The organism is Roseburia sp. AM59-24XD (genome assembly GCF_003478445.1).
Classification (GTDB): Bacteria; Bacillota; Clostridia; order Lachnospirales; family Lachnospiraceae; genus Jutongia.
The window spans coordinates 152,595-170,023 of record NZ_QUET01000001.1 but is presented as its reverse complement, the minus strand read 5'-3'; the positions used below and the strand labels follow the sequence as shown (position 1 = coordinate 170,023).

Genomic DNA, 17,429 nt, shown 5'->3' with positions numbered 1-17,429 from the left:
ATCCGTTTCTATATCTGTAATATCGGCACTTTATATCCAAAAGTTAATAGTGCGTAAAATTCAAATTTGGGCGTGACTATACATTATCTCTTTGAGTTGTTTTCTGAATAGCACATACCCCCATAATAAACACACATACAAAAAAAATCACCAATCCCCAGAATATACCTCCAGAAATATCTGGCTTATTGTAAAGAATAAAATCTGGCAAATTCGCAACGGCATGGGCTATAATGCATACCCATAATGACTTAAACTTATAGAATATATATCCAAAAACAAACGCCATTAGTGCCGCACCAACTGCCAGCACAATTCCACCTGCCATTAAATGCATCAGACCAAACAATATAGAACTTACTATAATAGCTGTAACTGCATTTGTGGTCTTTTCAACGCTTGAATAAACAATTCCTCTAAGTGCAATCTCCTCCGAAATCGGTGCTATCACTAATAAATTAACCACCATCATTATAGTACCAAACAACGGAATTACTTCGTTATAGAAACCAACTGACTTTAATATCATCAGTGAGTTTTCCATAGATACGTTGTACGTACATAATGCAAACAGAAACGAGAACGAAAATGTTATCAGCGACGCCAAAACAACATTATTCACTTTAAAATGGTTAAGCTTCCATTCTTTCTTAACTTGCTTTTTGCGAAGTTTAAAAACAAAATACAGAATCAATACAGTCAGTATGCCCGAAATTACAGTCATCCCTAAAATATTATTATTAGCAAACTCCATTATCAAAGTTTCATCATGGAGACCGTTCGCCGCACCTATTGCACAAAATACAATAGATAACAATACTTGTAAAATCATTGTCAATCCAAAATACAGAACAAAATAAGCAATTGCTTTCCATATACCCTTCATATTTTCAAGCCTTTCATTGTTAATGCAATCTTTCTAACAGATTATAATCTACTAACATCAATCTAGAAAATTCCGATTTTCTCAATTCTCCAAAGTTGAAGTTAACGAATTGAATTTTTAGTCTAATTCAGCACGACTGAACAAGTCTAAAATAAAGGATTTATCCTCACAGGCTTTTTTGAAACGAAGAACAAAGTCTGCCAACGCATTTTTATCTTTTGAATAGACGCAGAACATGCTGCCCTCTGGGTCAAAGCATATTTTTTCTTGCAAATCTAAACACTGTTCGTCCAAAAAAACTTGTGCTAAACTCCCCCAATCATAACCGTTCCCCTCAAATCCTTCATCCGCACGAGTATCAAAAATCTCTTGTAGGTATTCTCCTACATTTAGGCAGACAGAAGCACTTTCTTCATGTTCTATCCAGAAAAACGGGGTAATTTCTTTTTCAAATTGTTCTGTAACTTTCATAGCAATGTACTCCTTTCAACTTTCGATTTGTTAAGTTTACTTCTGTTTCCATCTTCTTGTCCTATGGACAAGAAGCATCCCTCGCTTCTCCTATTTATCTATTACTTTCCTTTATGGGAAAAGCAAGTGCATAAATCTATTTTATTCTGACCCTTTGGTATTGATTGCTAACAAATATACCACACTAGATCAGACAGAGATTCATGCAATTGACAATACAATTCTTTATATACTTCTAAAAAAGAATTTTCAATTCATATGCAACTTTCTCCTTTGAATATTATATCACAATATCCTTTTCCTCTCCACCGAAAAAGGCATCCTATGAATCTCTCCACAGGATGCCCCTTTATCCCGGCTTACTTTTCCTCATCGAAACGGTGTATCTTTCGCCTCCTGCCAGCCATCACGCCCTGCACTTGGTTCCGGCTGTTCCTTACCGTCACCGCTTTTCTGCTTTTCCTTGCTCTCTTCAAAGGACTTTCTCACTGCTCCATACAGTTTTTCCCGAAATTCCTTCGTTACCGGAAAGCAGATATCCTGATAGATACTCTTCCCCTGTTCATCGGTCTGTTTCGTCTTATAGGACGGCATTGCCACAAAGAGTCCGTTCTTTCCCTGCAACAATGATACATTATTGATCACAAAGCAGTCCTCCAGATAAATTCTCGCAAGCCCTCGGATGTTGCTTCCATCCCGTTCAAATGGAGTAACTTTTACATTGAACTTTAGTTCCTGTGATTTCTCCTGATCCACCTGACTGATCTTAAGCTGCAGACGGTTCTCTTCTATCTGCTGCACCTGTTCATAGGCTTTCATGATTCCTTCATAGAGTTCTTCTCGAAATTCTTTTGTGATCGGATGACAGATATCCTTATATCCGCTGTCGTCTTTACTGCTTGCATATCTCGGCATGGATACAAAGCACTGACCATCCCTATTCTCAATGACAGCAATGTTGCTGACCTTGAAACTTTCCTCAAACACTACCGATGCAAATGCACGGATGTTCCATCTTCTTTGTTTAACTGATTAACTGTAATCTCATAATTCATACAAACCAACCTTCCTTTCATCATTCCTAACTGACTTCACTTCCGGATTATTTACTTCCAATGGCACCACCCCCTTTCCTCCGATCCGTCTTTTCTCCATCCTGTTGATCAGTATTATTTACCGGCTCACACTTCACTACAAATCGTTTTGTGCCATGCTCCGCACAGGTAAAGAGCGTAAGGCTTTCCCCCTCTGTCTGCTTTGTTACCCATTCATCGTATGGATTTACAACTTTCATCTCTTTTACCGTGTATTCGTGCTTTTCCTTCTTTCTATTCATAAGCATGACCTTCGCCCCGGCTTCTATGTTGCATAGATAAGTAAAATACACTCCACGGCGGCTGCCATTATGTCCGGCAAGAACACAGTTTCCTTTTCCACAAAGCTCTGTCGTATTGGTCATATGACCAATGCCCTCATTAAGCTGCACACTGCCGGCTCCTTCAAATACCGGATATTTAATATCTAAGCTCGGTATTTCAATAATCCCGATAACACCCTCCTGTAATAAAAGGGAATCTTTCTTTTTATGATCTTTTTTGTTCTGCTTCTCTTCATTCTGTTCCTCCTCAAACGCTTTCATATAACGGTTACTTCTCTCCTGCTCTTTCATCCGCAAAAGAAAGGGGATTGCGACAATGGCAACCCCCAGTAAAATCAACACAATATCCTTTTTTATTCGTCTCTTCATCGGTAATCCTTCCTTTCTCCATACGGATAATCATTCTCTGCCACCTGACTGATCTCCTGCCCGTTTTTTTCTGTGATCGATTTATTCTCCAGATCAAGCTGGGTATTGAGTTCAAACTGTCTGGCAGTCTTGCTTTTCAATTCTTCCTCGTAGGCAAACGGCTTTTCGTATTCTGCCTTTGCCTGTTCCATATCACGCTGATACTGCTCTAACTTCTTCTCCAGAAATTCAATGTTTCCATCCATTCCGTTGAAACAGTTTTCCAGTTTGACCATACATCCCACCGGGGAGTTGGATAATTCCACCTTGTAATCAGTTCGCCCATGCAGGATCAGGTAATTCACTCCGATAAAGTTTTTCTCCACCTGCACCTCAAAACCACGGTACTCTCCGATTCCGGTTGTCTCTCCAACCTTGCATTTACTGACTGCTGCCAACACAGCCGTGCCGCCATCCACACGCTCATGAAAGGTCATATTTCCCACTTTAATGGCAAACTCCTCATCCGTGGCAAGCACCTGTTCATCCCGTTTCTTAATATCTGCATGAACACATTTCAGCTTTTCATTTGCCGCAGCGATCAGTTTCGGAAATTTGATCATAAACTGATCCTGCAGGCTGTAATGCTGACTATCATAGGATGCCTTTAACATCTTGAGTCTCTGCACCTCATTATCCACTTCCATCTTTTCTTTGATCAATGGATTTCCAGTTGCCACAGCCTTAATCTCAGCATACGATAGTGTTGCTTCGTCGATATCCTCACAGCTCCTTGAAATGGACTTGCTGGTCATCACCTGTGATATAAAACGCTGTTTGTTCTCCACAAGGCTCCAACTGTATGCATCAAAGGTTCCTTTGGTGACATAACGGTATACCGCCACTTCACTGTTTTCATTTCCCTGCCGCAAGCCTCTTCCTTCTCTCTGCTCGATAGATGTAGGACGGATTTTGCGGACATTCAAAATAAAAAAGAATGTGGAGGTAACAGACAATGGCAAAATCATTATTTGAGGAACTGGGCGGCAAATACGAAAGGCAAGGGGATTATTTGATACCGTGCTTAACTGTACCCGCCGAAGAAGAACAGGCAATAGGCATCTGGGGGCAACGGCATTTAGATTATCTAAAACAGTACCGTAAAGTTACATACACCAATCTTCTTACAAGCGGCAGGCTAAACGCCTACCTTGCCGACATCAACAGACAGGCACAGGAACGCTTTGAAAGGCTCATAGAGGGTATGAAACAGGCACAGGGCATAACGGAACAGCTAAAGGCAGAAAACGCCTTAGAATGGACAGGATGCCTCAATAACATAAGGGCTTGTGCGAGGGAGATTGTGGAAAAGGAAATTATTTTTGCATAAACAGATGATTAGTGGCAGGGGGAAATCCTGCCGCTTTTTCTGCTTTAGTTTGTCAGCTTGACAAATAAAGGGTTAAGGAATATAATTAGATTCAGTATTATACAAGGAGTTAATAAATATGCGGCAAGGTATTCTTAAATAAACTGTCAATTTGATAGTGGGAACAAAAAGTAGCAGTCCCGTTTCACTTTTAATATGGGGCTTAGTTTTTTGTACCCAGTTTAAGAATACTTTTATCATGTAATTTTATATGCCCGAAAACATATAAGTGTTTTGGGGCTATTGGAGTTATTTACCCAGTGATAGGAGTATTTATCACTGGGTATTTTTATGCCCTTTTTTGGGTGTTGATAGGAGGAAAATCACATGAAAATAATTAACTTAGGCATTCTGGCTCACGTTGACGCAGGAAAGACAACATTAACGGAAAGTTTATTATATACCAGTGGTGCAATTGCAGAACTAGGGAGCGTAGATGAAGGCACAACAAGGACAGATACAATGAATTTGGAGCGTCAAAGGGGAATCACTATCCAGACAGCAGTGACATCTTTTCAGTGGGAGGATGTAAAAGTCAACATTATAGATACGCCAGGCCATATGGATTTTTTGGCGGAAGTATACCGTTCTTTATCCGTTTTAGACGGAGCAGTATTATTAGTTTCTGCAAAGGATGGCATACAGGCACAGACCCGTATACTGTTTCATGCACTACAGACAATGAAGATTCCGACAATCTTTTTCATCAATAAAATTGACCAAGAGGGGATTGATTTGCCAATGGTATATCGGGAAATGAAAGCAAAGCTTTCTTCGGAAATTATAGTGAAGCAAAAGGTTGGGCAGCATCCCCATATAAATGTAACGGACAATGACGATATGGAACAGTGGGATGCGGTAATTATGGGAAACGATGAACTATTAGAGAAATATATGTCAGGGAAACCGTTTAAAATGTCAGAACTGGAACAGGAAGAAAACAGGAGATTCCAAAACGGAACGTTATTTCCCGTTTATCACGGAAGCGCTAAAAACAATCTGGGGATTCGGCAGCTTATAGAAGTGATTGCCAGTAAATTTTATTCATCAACGCCTGAAGGTCAATCTGAATTATGCGGGCAGGTTTTTAAGATTGAATATTCAGAGAAAAGGCGGCGTTTTGTTTATGTGCGTATATATAGCGGAACATTGCATTTGAGGGATGTTATTAGAATATCTGAAAAAGAGAAAATAAAAATCACAGAGATGTGTGTTCCGACAAACGGTGAATTATATCCATCCGATACAGCCTGCTCTGGTGATATTGTAATTTTACCAAATGATGTTTTGCAGCTAAACAGTATTTTGGGGAACGAAATGCTGTTGCCGCAGAGAAAATTTATTGAAAATCCTCTCCCTATGCTCCAAACAACGATTGCAGTAAAGAAACCTGAACAGCGGGAAATATTGCTTGGGGCACTTACAGAAATTTCAGATGGCGACCCTCTTTTAAAATATTATGTGGATACTACAACGCATGAGATTATACTTTCTTTTTTGGGGAATGTGCAGATGGAAGTCATTTGTGCCATCCTTGAGGAAAAATATCATGTGGAGGCAGAAATAAAAGAGCCTACTGTTATATATATGGAAAGACCGCTTAGAAAAGCAGAATATACCATCCACATAGAAGTCCCGCCAAATCCTTTCTGGGCTTCTGTCGGGTTGTCCATAGAGCCGCTCCCTATTGGAAGCGGAGTGCAGTATGAAAGCAGAGTTTCACTTGGATATTTAAATCAATCGTTCCAAAATGCGGTTATGGAGGGGGTTCTTTATGGCTGCGAGCAGGGGCTGTATGGATGGAAAGTGACAGACTGTAAAATCTGTTTTGAATATGGATTGTATTATAGTCCTGTAAGTACCCCCGCAGACTTTCGGCTGCTTTCCCCTATCGTATTGGAGCAGGCTTTAAAAAAAGCAGGGACAGAACTATTAGAGCCATATCTCCACTTTGAAATTTATGCACCGCAGGAATATCTCTCACGGGCGTATCATGATGCTCCAAGGTATTGTGCAGATATTGTAAGTACTCAGATAAAGAATGACGAGGTCATTCTGAAAGGAGAAATCCCTGCTAGATGTATTCAAGAATACAGGAACGATTTAACTTATTTCACAAATGGGCAGGGAGTCTGCTTGACAGAGTTAAAAGGATACCAGCCAGCTATTGGTAAATTTATTTGCCAACCCCGCCGCCCGAATAGCCGTATAGATAAGGTTCGGCATATGTTCCACAAGTTAGCTTAACAGCTTGCAAAAGTCATATAAAATGAGATTTGAAAGGAGAATGTAACTTCATGTTTGCTAAAAATTCAAAGGCATATTCTGTCTACCTGCTGTTCCGATTTGTCTGTTCCCTGGCGGTTTCTATGTCCACAGTGCTTTCCATCGTGTACCACCTGGAGGTGGTGCAGCTGGATGCTTTCCAGCTTGTCCTGGTAGGGACGGTTCAGGAGACCTCCTGCTTTCTGTTCGAGATGCCCACCGGTGTGGTGGCGGATTTGTATAGCCGTCGGCGCTCGGTGCTGATTGGAATGTTCCTCTACGGCCTGGGCTTTCTGATGGAGGGTGCGCTACCGTGGTTCGCGCCGGTTCTGCTGGCCAGGTTGTCTGGGGTTGCGGTGATACCTTCATCACCGGCGCTCTGGAGGCGTGGATTGCCTCGGAGGAAGAGGACAAACCCATAGACAAGGTGTTCCTGCGGGGCAGTCAAATGGGGCAAATCGGCGGCGTTCTGGGCGTGGTGCTGGGCACACTGCTGGGAAACATAAACCTGCAAATGCCTCTCATCTTGGGGGGCAGTTTGTGCTTGTTGTTGGGGCTGGTGATGGTTCGCATCATGCCAGAAACCAACTTCTCCCCTGCTATTGAGGAACGGCAGGGCTTGCTTAAAGACTTTGTCTGCCTGTTCAAGCTCAACCTGGGCTTTGTGAAAGGCGCACCTGTGTTGCTGGCGCTCTTAGCAATCACACTATGCGGGGGACTTGCCAGTGAAGGCTTTGACCGGCTCTCCACCGCTCATTTTCTGGATGACACGGTAATACCCGTTATCGGGCCGCTGAACAGCGTCACTTGGTTCGGTGTTATCAGTCTTATCGGCAACGGCTTAGGTATTCTGGCTTCTCAGTTGCTCATCGCCCGCATGGAGAAAAAAGGGACTGTCAGCCGAACCAGTGTGGTCATGTCCACCAGCGCCGGGTATATCCTGTTCCTGGTTCTCTTCGCGGTGGGGCGGAGCTTTTGGTTCATGTTGTTGGTGTTCCTGCTGGCGGGGCTTATGCGCACCATCAAGGAGCCTGTGCTGGCCGCCTGGATGAACGACCAAGTGGATGAGAAAATGCGCGCCACAGTCTTTTCCACCAGCGGACAGCTGGACTCTTTCGGGCAGATCATCGGCGGGCCTATTGTGGGGCTGGTAGCCCAGCAGGTGTCCATACCCTGGGGGCTGGTCTGTACCGCTTTCCTGCTGTTGCCCGCGCTGTTCTTAGTGCCGGTGGCGGGAAAGAAGCGGGATTGATATGGCATAGTTAAGTTTACTGACGAGCGGGAGATTACTTCCGCTCGTCTTCATTTAGTAGCGCAAAATTTGAGGACTCTTTATTTCCTTATTCGGTATAGCGGAGGCGGCTGTCAATTCGACATAATTTTCTTGTGATACTTTACCGTACATGAGCATTTGTTTCGTATTTGAAAGAACAAACTCACCAAATAAAAAAAACGATATTCGGGTGGGTTATTTTGTTATACCCTAAATTACCCTCTGAATTTGTTTTTAAATTTGGAGGGATTTTTTTATGTCCTTTTTTCGGGCAGTTATCTATCTGCTCATACGAAGCAAAATTTATCAATACATAGCATATCAGAGAACGGCAGGAAACCAGTTAAAAAAATTTCTGCCAGTGCAACGGTACTTCTCACCTTGAAAGTAGAAGTACAATCTCCATACAATAGAATTACTATTTCCTATAACCGTAAAGGTCACAGAGCCTTTGCGGTTTTTCTTTTGTCGATTTTTGTTGGAAAGTGCCGTAGGGCTGTTTCTGATATGCGGTGTCGTTCTCCGCCTCTCCATCTGGATTTTTTACATTTCAAAAATTCAGATGGGAGGTATTTATGGTGAAATATGCACCAAGAAAGGTATATATCAGAGAAAGTGGCGGCTATGTGGAATTATCCTACACGGAGTTCTGCCGTTGCAGGGAATCCGACCAGACCTATATGGACAAGCTGTTTATCCCCATTCAAGGCTGTCTGCTTGAAGTCGTGAGGGAGCAATACACAGACTTCTACCGTGACAAGGAACGGTGGCGTTATCTGCAAAAATTAGATACAAAGAATAGACTGCTATCTCTCGACGGATTTACGGACAGCGAGGGGAATCCTCTGGACTTTATCACTGATGAAGCGGTGGACATTGCAGAAACCGTTGTCAATGCGGTCATGGTGGACAGGCTGAAAGCCGCCCTGCCTTTGCTGTCGGATAGTGAACAGGAGCTGATACAGGCAATCTTTTTTGACGGACTTTCCGAGCGTGAAGTCGGGGCGAGGTTGGGCATAACCCAGAGCGTTGTAAACAAACGCAAAGCCAGAATCCTAATAAAACTAAGAAAGATAATAGAAAATTAAAATTTAAGGCGTTCAGCCCCCTTGTTTTTTCCTTTGGGAAGATGAGGGGGCTTTTCTCTGCCCTCTCAATCAATTCTGATTGGAGGAAGTAAGAATGGCATACAACCACGGACGGGAGGACAGGAAATGGCGTATCTGGAAAGAAGCGGAGGAAAAGCTGCTGCGTGAGTGCGGCGTTGATGAAGCGACCATTGAGCAGATACGCATGGCGGACAGGGCAGACTTCAATTCCAACAGGCGGTTTTACCGATGGACGAATGACGTTGCGGAATATCTTGAGGACATGGCAGGCAGGGAGCGGCAGGCGGAAGTGGGTACGGTTGCGGAGTTACTGGAAGAGATTGAGAGCGAAAATCTCTATCAAGTATTAGTCACGGTGGACGGGCGTACCTTGAAAATCGTCCTGCTGAAAATGCAGGGGTATTCCACAAAGGAGATTGCCCCGCTTGTGCATTTGACGACTGGTGCCATCTATGCGAGGTTAGACCATCTGCGGAAGAAGCTGCGGAAAATTTTATAGCTTCTAAAACAGCCTGCCATCCTGCGGGCTACTGGGTGAGGGATGGAAATCCCCTCACTCATTTTTTGCAGGAGGACAACAGGATGGCATACAGGGTTAAGGCATACACGCTTCGGGAGGAATCCACGGAAAGCGGCACAAGGTATTTTATCAGCTTTAAGGACGGGCAGGGCAAATCCCACGAGTTGGAAGTGTCGGAACAGTTCTTTATGGAGTTTCGGCAGATGGAGCGCAGGAACAGGAATCTTTTCTAATGGGACGAGCGGCACAGGGAGTTTAACGAGGTATGGGACGAAACCCTTTACAGACGGGCGTTGCGTGTGCCTAAGAGCCTTGATGAACGCATGGTTGAGGAAGAACGGAATGAAACGCTCTATAAGGCGGTTGGGAGCCTTCCAGAGATACAAAGGCGGCGTTTCCTGCTCTACTACGAGTATGAGTTCAATTTTTACCAAATCGCCGCTATGGAGCATTGCACCGCTTCGGCAATACAGAAATCTGTTGCGATTGCAAAGGAGAAAGTAAAGGCGGAAATTGAAGAAATATCTCCAACCGTGACCGACACCGCCCGAAAAAGAAATCTGTTTTTTATTTGTGTGGGATTGGCGGCATTACATACTCTCACTTTTTTCCGTGGGAGTAAATCTATTTTTAAGGAGGTCAACGCCTATGTGCAACGAAAACAAAGACACCGCCCGAAAGGAGGAAAGCCATGCAGAAGTTACAGACAGTCAACGCCGAAACGCTCCTTTATGAACCGCTTGAGAAACCATCCTTTGTGGTGGACAGCCTTATCCCGACAGGCTTATCGCTGTTCTGCGGCTCACAGAAGATAGGCAAAAGCTGGCTCATGCTGAAGCTATGCTTATGCGTGTCGCAGGGAATCCCTTTATGGGATATGCCGACAATGGAGGGCGATGTGCTTTACCTCTGCCTTGAGGACACGTTCTGCCGCATACAGGACAGGTTATTTCGTTTGACGGACGAAGCAAGCGGGCGGCTCCACTTTGCCGTGGCAAGCTGCAAGCTGTCAGACGGTCTTATCGTGCAGCTTGAAGATTATCTGAAAGATTACCCAGACAGCAGGCTCATTGTCATTGATACCTTGCAGAAAGTCCGTACAGCTTCAAAAGACAATGCCTATGCAAGCGACTATGGGGACATCTCCCTCATCAAAGACTTTGCCGACAGGCACTCTCTGGCGGTCATTGTCGTACACCACATCCGAAAGCAGAATGACAGCGACGTGTTCAACAAGGTGTCTGGGACGACAGGATTAACGGGGAGTGCGGACGCTACCTTTGTTCTGGAAAAGGAGAAACGTGCGTCTGACACCGCCAAGCTGTATGTGACGGGCAGGGACACGCCTTATCAGGAATACACGCTGCGTTTCCGTGATTGCCGTTGGGAGCTTGTGGAGCGGAAAACGCAGGAGCAGCTTGCGAAAGAAACGATACCAGATGTCCTTTTTCGGTTGGTGGATTTTATGAGGGATAAGGAAGAATGGATAGGCACGGCAACGGAACTGTTAGCCGCTATGGGGGAAACGGAAACCATACCCACGGTGATTACGAAATGGCTGAATGAATACCGCACCACATTTTTAAGCGAGAACCGTATCTGCTACCAGTACAGCCGCAGGAAAGACGGCAGGCGGATTGCCCTTGCAAGGAGGGCGGGTGACAGCGGTGATGGTGGTGACAGCGATATTAGGATACCCCCCTGTTACTGTCATTGACGCTTAAAGCCATGTAAAGCTGGCGGCTCTGCCCTGCGGGTGACAGCAGTGACGGTGGTGACAGTGATTTTAGGATACCCTGCCGCTGTCATCCCTACGGGAGAACACCCCGTAAACGCAAAATGCAGGCGTGAGATTTACTCGCCCTTTTCGGTCGTGTAAAACCACCCCTGCGGTCAGAAAAATCATTCCGATTTTTCCGACTGCGTTTACAGGGTGTAACACACTACACTTTGCCCTGCAAAGTCGTGTGCCAGACGTTCCCTCTGGACTCCCTTAAGGCAGGGCTGTGCCCTGCTATCCTACGCCTTACGGCTTCGGATAAAAGAATGGCGGCATGACGGTGACGGCTCTTGCGAGGGGGGTATCCCAAAAACACCGTCATCATCGACATGACCGTCATGCAGGGGGTGAGGGTGACAGTTGCGGCAGTCGGCAGGGGGTATCCCAAAACTGCTGTCACCACCGTCACCGCTGTCACCCCAAAGGACGGTCACCCGCCGAAAGAAAGGAGGAATCCGCCTATGCCTTATGCAATCCTGCGTTTCCAGAAACGAAAAGCGGGCGGCGTTGCGGCTTGTGAACGCCACAACGAGCGGAAGAAAGAAGCCTACAAAAGCAACCCAGATATAGATATGGAACGCTCTAAAAACAATTACCATCTCATAGCACCACCAAAGTACACCTACAAGAAAGAGATTAACCGCATGGTAGCCGAAGCGGGGTGCAGGACAAGGAAAGACAGCGTGATGATGGTGGAAACGCTCATCACAGCTTCACCAGAATTTATGAACCAGTTACCGCCCGAAGAACAAAAAGCGTATTTCCAGACGGCTCTTGACTTCATTTCGGAGCGTGTTGGAAAGCAGAATATCCTCTCCGCTGTCGTCCATATGGACGAGAGAACGCCCCATATGCACCTCTGCTTTGTGCCGATTACGCCAGACAATAAGCTGTCAGCGAAAGCTATCTTAGGCAACCAGAAATCATTATCCGAGTGGCAGACCGCCTACCATGAGCGGATGTCCTCACGGTGGAATCAGCTTGAACGGGGGCAGTCCTCAATGGAAACCAAGCGGAAACACGTCCCCACATGGCTCTATAAATTAGGCGGCAGGCTTGATAAACAGTATGAAGAAATCGTGTCTGCCCTATCCGACATCAACGCCTTTAACGCAGGGAAGAAAAGGGATAAAGCGTTAGATTTACTCTCTGCATGGCTGCCAGACGTGGAGAAATTCTCTAAGGAAATCGGGAAACAGCAGGCGTATATCGACAGTTTGAAAGAGAGAATTGGGCAGGAATCAGACTATGCGGGGCGTATGCGTGATGAAAAGTACGAGCAGGAACTAAAGGTGCAGAAAGCGAATCAGAAGATATTTGAATTGCAGAGAACCAACGAGCAGATGGGGCGGCTGCTGTCAAAAATACCGCCCGAAGTGTTGGAAGAATTGCAGAAAAATCATAGAAGCAGAGCGAAAGAAAGGTAGATATGTGAATGAAGAAACAGGATTTTAAGGTGTTAAAGACCAAAGACTTGTACCCGTTCCCCGACAATCCGTTTCATGTGGCAGAAGATGAAACACTGTCAGAGTTAGCGGAAAGCATCAAGGAATTTGGCATTGTCACGCCGATAATCACACGCCCGAAAGAGGACGGGGACGGTTATGAAGTGATTGCAGGACAGCGGCGTGTCCGTGCTTCTGAACTTGCAGGGATAAATACCGTGCCTGCGTTTGTCCTGCCCTTAGACCGTGACCGAGCCATCATCACCCTTGTAGACAGCAATTTGCAGCGTGAGAATATCCTGCCATCGGAGCGGGCGTTTGCTTACAAGATGAAATCCGAAGCCATGAAGCGGCAGGGTTTCCGCACAGACTTAACCTCGTCACAAGTTGTGACGAAGTTGCGGACGGACGACAAGGTGGCACAGGGCTTCGGCGTGGGCAGGATGACCGTGCAGCGTTTTATCCGCCTGACGGAACTGATACCGCCGATTTTGCAGATGGTGGACGAGGGGAAAATCGCCCTCACGCCTGCGGTGGAACTGTCCTTCTTGAAGAAAGACGAGCAGGAAAACCTCTTTGCCACGATGGAGAGCGAAGAAGCAACGCCCTCACTCTCACAGGCACAGCGGATGAAAAGCCTAAGCCAGAGCGGGCGGCTTGACATGGATACGATATTTGCAATTATGACGGAGGAAAAGGGAAACCAGAAAGAAACCTTGAAAATCAACACAAGCAAGCTGAAAAAGTATTTTCCGAAGAACACAACGCCGAAGCAGATGGAGGAAACCATCATTAAACTTTTGGAGCGTGAATTGCAGAGGAAACGGGGCAGGGACAGCCGCTAATCTTCTCTTTTCGGGAGGTAAATGCAGAAAATTGAGGTATGAAGAATGAAAGAAATCCAGTATGAGATTGTAAAGGAAATCGCCGTATTGTCTAAGGGCGACAGCGGCTACACAAAAGAAATCAATCTTATCTCATGGAACGGAAGAGAGCCGAAATATGACATCCGCAGCTTTTCCCCGAACCGTGAGAAGTGCGGAAAGGGTATCACGTTGAACGCTGATGAAGCAGCAGCACTCCTTGAAGCATTACAGAAAGAAGTAAACAGCGGGGATTGATGGTATCTGATTGACAGGGCGGGGCGTTTCCAGACGTTCTCCTGCCCTGTCTGGAAAGGAAGATTTAAGTATGGGCGAGGATAAGAAAGCAGATAAAAAGAGAAAGCGTATCGTGCCGAAAGCACCAGTTCAGATGATAATCAGCCGTGAATATGTCGGCACGCAGACAGTCACAGAAGCGTTTATCCCGATTATTTCCGAGGATATTCGGAAGAAGATTGCCGAGGGCGACACCTTCGACAATGAGGGGCTGTCCGCTTAGAATGTACGCAATGGAACATGAAAACAGATAGGACAGATATGGAGGTTTTACAGTATGGCAGGAATAAGAATGGAGAACAAGATTTATGAAGTCGGCATGTACTGCCGCTTGTCAAAAGACGATGGCACGGATAACGAGAGTGCGAGCATTGCGACACAGAAATCCATCCTCACGGATTATGTGAAAAAGCAGGGATGGCACTTAGCAAAAACGTATGTGGACGACGGTTACTCTGGTACAAATTTCCAAAGACCAAGTTTCCAGAACATGATTAAGGACATTGAAAGCGGTCTGATAAACTGCGTTATCACGAAAGATTTATCTCGTCTGGGGAGGAACTATCTTGATTGCGGACTGTATCTGGAAGTGTTTTTCCCAGAGCATAATGTGAGGTATATAGCGGTCAATGACGGCGTGGACACGCTCAATAAATCCGCTATGGACATCACGCCTTTCCGCAACATCCTAAACGAAATGTATTCCGCCGATGTGTCGGTCAAGATAAAATCGGCGTACCGAGCGAGGTTTCAGCAGGGGAAATTCATGGGGACGACAGCACCATACGGTTACGTCAAAGACCCCGCCGACCACAACCATCTGCTGATAGATGACAAAGTTGCCCATGTGGTAAGGGAAATATTTGACCTTGCGTTAGCGGGCAACGGAATCGCCAAAATCCGCAAGCACATCAACAAACAGCATATCTTACGCCCCGCCGCTTATGCGGCGGAGCAGGGGGCAACAGGCTATGAGAGGTATTTTGAGGAGAATGAGGAGAACCGTTATATTTGGAGCGAGAACAGCGTAAGGGGCATTTTAAGAAGCCCGATATATGCGGGAAACCTTGCAGGCTACAAGCGGATTGCCGCCAACATGAAAAGCAAGAAACGCCCCTCTAAGCTGCCCGAAGAATGGGAAGTGATACCAGACACCCATGAGGGGATAGTCACGCAGGAGGAATTTGATACCGTACAGCAGCTTATTACAAGCCGCAGATTACCAGAAAACAAGGGCGGCTTTGAGAACATCTTTGCAGGCGTTATTAAGTGTGCGGACTGCGGCTATGCGATGCGGGCTATGAGTGCCAACAGGAGGAAACGCCCCGACATCATCGACTGCGTACAATATTCCTGCAATAATTATGGCAGATACGGTAATATCATGTGTACCGCACACAGCATTGAAGCGAGGGACTTGTTCAACGCTGTCCTCACCGACATCAACCGATTTGCGGATATGGCAGTCAATGATGAAAAGGCAGTGAGGGCGATTGAAAAGCGGCTCACGGAAACAGACCAGAGCAAGGCAAAGGCACTGGAAAAGGAGCAAAGAAAACTGAACAAACGCCTTGCAGAACTGGACAGGCTGTTTTCCTCACTCTATGAAGATAAGGTGATGGAGCGTATTACCGAGCGGAATTTTGAGATGATGTCGGGAAAATACCAGAAAGAACAGCTTGAAATTGAAGCAAGGCTGAAAGAGGTAACGGAAACGCTCAGCGACAGCTATGAGAAGACGCAGGGTGTCCGTGATTTCCTCTCCCTAATCCGCAACTATCAAGGCATTAAGGAACTGGACGCAACCATCATAAACGCACTTATAGACAAGATACTTGTTTCGGAACGTGAGAAACTTACAGACGGAATGGTGCGGCAGGAAATCAAGATTTATTATAAATTCATCGGCTTTGTCGGTGAATTACATATCACACCGACAAAGCGGTGGACTGCGTTAAAGCCTAAGAATTGTACGGTGTGCGGTGTTGAATATGTTCCCCGCTCTGGCATATCGAAGTATTGTCCTGCTTGTGCCAAGAAGATACAGAGGGAGAAATCAAACGAGAGCAAACGCAGGAGCAGGGAGCGAAACAGACAGGCATGTATTGAACTGTCCGCAAAAAATGACCGACTGAGGAAGGCTTCCATGGGCAATCCACATGATGCATTGCCGTAAGATGTGTCTGCACATTGACACCGGTTCCGCATTTATCGGTGGAACCGATCAGAATCCGCTTTGTTCCAGACCTCATTTCACGAAAAAGGGCATCCCTTGCAGCGTCAGTCTTGGCATCATGAATAAATGCAATCTGATCCGCCGGGATACCCTGCTTTACAAGTTCTGTTTTCAGATAATTATACACATCAAAGGTATCTGCCTCTGCCCATGAAACGGTAAGCATCTCTTCTTTCCAACCGGATCTTGGTGTACCGATATCGGAAAAGATAAGCTGTGTGCCAATGATACTCTCCTGCTCTGCTTTCCGGTATTCATACAGCACATTTTCCACTACCTTATTAAGCTTTCCATCAACATTATTTGGTGCATCCGGCATCAACAGCCGTGCATCCGTACCGAGAAGCCTTGCCTCATGAGTGATCTTTAAGAAATTGTCCTCACTGGGATCAACCCCTCCGCTTCGGATACGCTCTGCCCTTGCAACAAATTCCTCCATGACCTGCTTCACATACCAGTCCGGCTCACTCTCCACGATGATATACTTACCGCCACGAAGTTCCGGCACATCCAGATCCAACATGTCCCTTGTCTGAATATCTGCCACCTCTTTGAACAGATTCATAAGCTCCGGCAGATTTGTAAACTTATTAAATCTCGTCTTAAAACGAAATCCGCTTCCCTCAACAGTAAGCTCTAATGCTGTGGTCTGTTCTCCAAAGTTTGCCGCCCAACTGTCAAAGTGGTAAATGCCGAGCTGCTCCAAGGTATCTTTCTGCAGGAAACTCTGCATGACATACATCTCGCACATCGTATTGCTGATCGGTGTTCCGGTTGCAAATACGATGCCCCTGCCACCATTTAACTCGTTGATATATTCACACTTCAAAAACATATCCATGGCTCTCTGGCTGCCGGTCCCGGTAATACCGGAAACATTCATCTTACTGAAGATGGCAAGGTTCTTAAACGCATGTGCCTCATCGACCATAATAGAATCAATACCAAGCTCCTCAAAGGTAATCAGATCATCTTTCCTCTCTTCCGAGGTCATCTTTTTGATCTGCTCCTCAAGCCGCTTTTTCTGTGATTCCATCTGTTTGATTGTCCATCGCTCACTGTTTTGTGACTTCATCTCATCAATCGCATGGGCAATCTCCTCAATCTGTTTCCGGATCATCGCCTCCTT

Annotated in this window: 14 protein-coding genes and 3 pseudogenes; 12 read left to right on the top strand and 5 right to left on the bottom strand. The window is 45.6% G+C overall.

Annotated features, from left to right (window positions below; all coding sequences use genetic code 11):
* Positions 1–76 precede the first annotated feature (76 nt).
* The 5 genes from DXA20_RS00765 to DXA20_RS00745 all read right to left on the bottom strand — a co-directional run bounded on the left by DXA20_RS00765 (position 77) and on the right by DXA20_RS00745 (position 4,015).
* The gene (locus tag DXA20_RS00765; RefSeq protein ID WP_118558932.1) at positions 77–886 is read right to left on the bottom strand and encodes a CPBP family intramembrane glutamic endopeptidase; all 810 of its coding nucleotides are present in this window, start codon (positions 884–886) and stop codon (positions 77–79) included.
* Positions 887–1,003: 117 nt separating this feature from the next.
* Positions 1,004–1,357, bottom strand: a complete 354-nt coding sequence (locus tag DXA20_RS00760) for an immunity 51 family protein (protein WP_118558931.1) — start codon at positions 1,355–1,357, stop codon at positions 1,004–1,006.
* A gap of 369 nt (positions 1,358–1,726) precedes the next feature.
* The gene (locus DXA20_RS00755; protein WP_243100476.1) at positions 1,727–2,344 is read right to left on the bottom strand and encodes a septation protein SpoVG family protein; all 618 of its coding nucleotides are present in this window, start codon (positions 2,342–2,344) and stop codon (positions 1,727–1,729) included.
* Positions 2,345–2,459: 115 nt separating this feature from the next.
* The gene (locus DXA20_RS00750; protein WP_118558930.1) at positions 2,460–3,104 is read right to left on the bottom strand and encodes a class D sortase; all 645 of its coding nucleotides are present in this window, start codon (positions 3,102–3,104) and stop codon (positions 2,460–2,462) included.
* The gene (locus DXA20_RS00745; RefSeq protein WP_243100475.1) at positions 3,101–4,015 is read right to left on the bottom strand and encodes a hypothetical protein; all 915 of its coding nucleotides are present in this window, start codon (positions 4,013–4,015) and stop codon (positions 3,101–3,103) included. Before DXA20_RS00745 ends, DXA20_RS00750 begins: the two co-directional genes overlap by 4 nt.
* An 83-nt stretch (positions 4,016–4,098) precedes the next feature.
* Between DXA20_RS00745 and DXA20_RS00740 the strand changes: the two genes are divergently transcribed.
* The 12 genes and pseudogenes from DXA20_RS00740 to DXA20_RS00680 all read left to right on the top strand — a co-directional run bounded on the left by DXA20_RS00740 (position 4,099) and on the right by DXA20_RS00680 (position 16,240).
* On the top strand, positions 4,099–4,473 hold the full coding sequence (locus DXA20_RS00740) for a TnpV protein (protein ID WP_001129922.1): 375 nt from the start codon (positions 4,099–4,101) through the stop codon (positions 4,471–4,473).
* A gap of 366 nt (positions 4,474–4,839) precedes the next feature.
* Entirely contained in the window at positions 4,840–6,759 is a 1,920-nt protein-coding gene (gene tet(O) / locus DXA20_RS00735; RefSeq protein ID WP_117477955.1) for a tetracycline resistance ribosomal protection protein Tet(O), read from the top strand.
* A 50-nt stretch (positions 6,760–6,809) separates the two neighbouring features.
* Positions 6,810–8,029: pseudogene (gene tet(40) / locus DXA20_RS00730) on the top strand (tetracycline efflux MFS transporter Tet(40)).
* 599 nt (positions 8,030–8,628) lie between these two features.
* Entirely contained in the window at positions 8,629–9,138 is a 510-nt protein-coding gene (locus DXA20_RS00720) for a sigma-70 family RNA polymerase sigma factor (RefSeq protein WP_105116765.1), read from the top strand.
* 94 nt (positions 9,139–9,232) lie between these two features.
* Positions 9,233–9,658: a sigma-70 family RNA polymerase sigma factor gene (locus DXA20_RS00715; RefSeq protein ID WP_000323895.1), complete on the top strand. Its 426-nt coding sequence runs from the start codon at positions 9,233–9,235 to the stop codon at positions 9,656–9,658.
* 83 nt (positions 9,659–9,741) lie between these two features.
* Positions 9,742–10,216 (top strand): annotated as a pseudogene (locus DXA20_RS00710) (RNA polymerase sigma factor).
* A gap of 154 nt (positions 10,217–10,370) precedes the next feature.
* Positions 10,371–11,403 (top strand): annotated as a pseudogene (locus tag DXA20_RS00705) (AAA family ATPase).
* A 517-nt stretch (positions 11,404–11,920) separates the two neighbouring features.
* Positions 11,921–12,886: a MobV family relaxase gene (gene mobV, locus DXA20_RS00700; protein WP_001820668.1), complete on the top strand. Its 966-nt coding sequence runs from the start codon at positions 11,921–11,923 to the stop codon at positions 12,884–12,886.
* A gap of 8 nt (positions 12,887–12,894) precedes the next feature.
* Positions 12,895–13,749, top strand: a complete 855-nt coding sequence (locus DXA20_RS00695) for a ParB/RepB/Spo0J family partition protein (RefSeq protein ID WP_118084890.1) — start codon at positions 12,895–12,897, stop codon at positions 13,747–13,749.
* 45 nt (positions 13,750–13,794) lie between these two features.
* Complete coding sequence (locus DXA20_RS00690; protein WP_002596258.1) at positions 13,795–14,025, top strand: YdbC family protein; 231 nt, start codon at positions 13,795–13,797, stop codon at positions 14,023–14,025.
* 70 nt (positions 14,026–14,095) lie between these two features.
* Entirely contained in the window at positions 14,096–14,287 is a 192-nt protein-coding gene (locus DXA20_RS00685; protein ID WP_002596259.1) for a hypothetical protein, read from the top strand.
* Between the two features lie 54 nt (positions 14,288–14,341).
* Positions 14,342–16,240 (top strand): recombinase family protein, encoded by a 1,899-nt coding sequence (locus DXA20_RS00680; protein ID WP_118558929.1) that lies wholly within the window; start codon positions 14,342–14,344, stop codon positions 16,238–16,240.
* Positions 16,241–17,429: the final 1,189 nt, after the last annotated feature.

Coding starts and splice junctions, on each gene's coding strand:
- DXA20_RS00765 (WP_118558932.1), bottom strand. CDS start 886: ATGAAGGGTATATGGAAAGCAATTGCTTATTTTGTTCTGTATTTTGGA.
- DXA20_RS00695 (WP_118084890.1), top strand. CDS start 12,895: ATGAAGAAACAGGATTTTAAGGTGTTAAAGACCAAAGACTTGTACCCG.
- DXA20_RS00685 (WP_002596259.1), top strand. CDS start 14,096: ATGGGCGAGGATAAGAAAGCAGATAAAAAGAGAAAGCGTATCGTGCCG.
- DXA20_RS00715 (WP_000323895.1), top strand. CDS start 9,233: ATGGCATACAACCACGGACGGGAGGACAGGAAATGGCGTATCTGGAAA.
- DXA20_RS00760 (WP_118558931.1), bottom strand. CDS start 1,357: ATGAAAGTTACAGAACAATTTGAAAAAGAAATTACCCCGTTTTTCTGG.
- DXA20_RS00740 (WP_001129922.1), top strand. CDS start 4,099: ATGGCAAAATCATTATTTGAGGAACTGGGCGGCAAATACGAAAGGCAA.
- mobV (WP_001820668.1), top strand. CDS start 11,921: ATGCCTTATGCAATCCTGCGTTTCCAGAAACGAAAAGCGGGCGGCGTT.
- DXA20_RS00690 (WP_002596258.1), top strand. CDS start 13,795: ATGAAAGAAATCCAGTATGAGATTGTAAAGGAAATCGCCGTATTGTCT.
- DXA20_RS00680 (WP_118558929.1), top strand. CDS start 14,342: ATGGCAGGAATAAGAATGGAGAACAAGATTTATGAAGTCGGCATGTAC.
- DXA20_RS00750 (WP_118558930.1), bottom strand. CDS start 3,104: ATGAAGAGACGAATAAAAAAGGATATTGTGTTGATTTTACTGGGGGTT.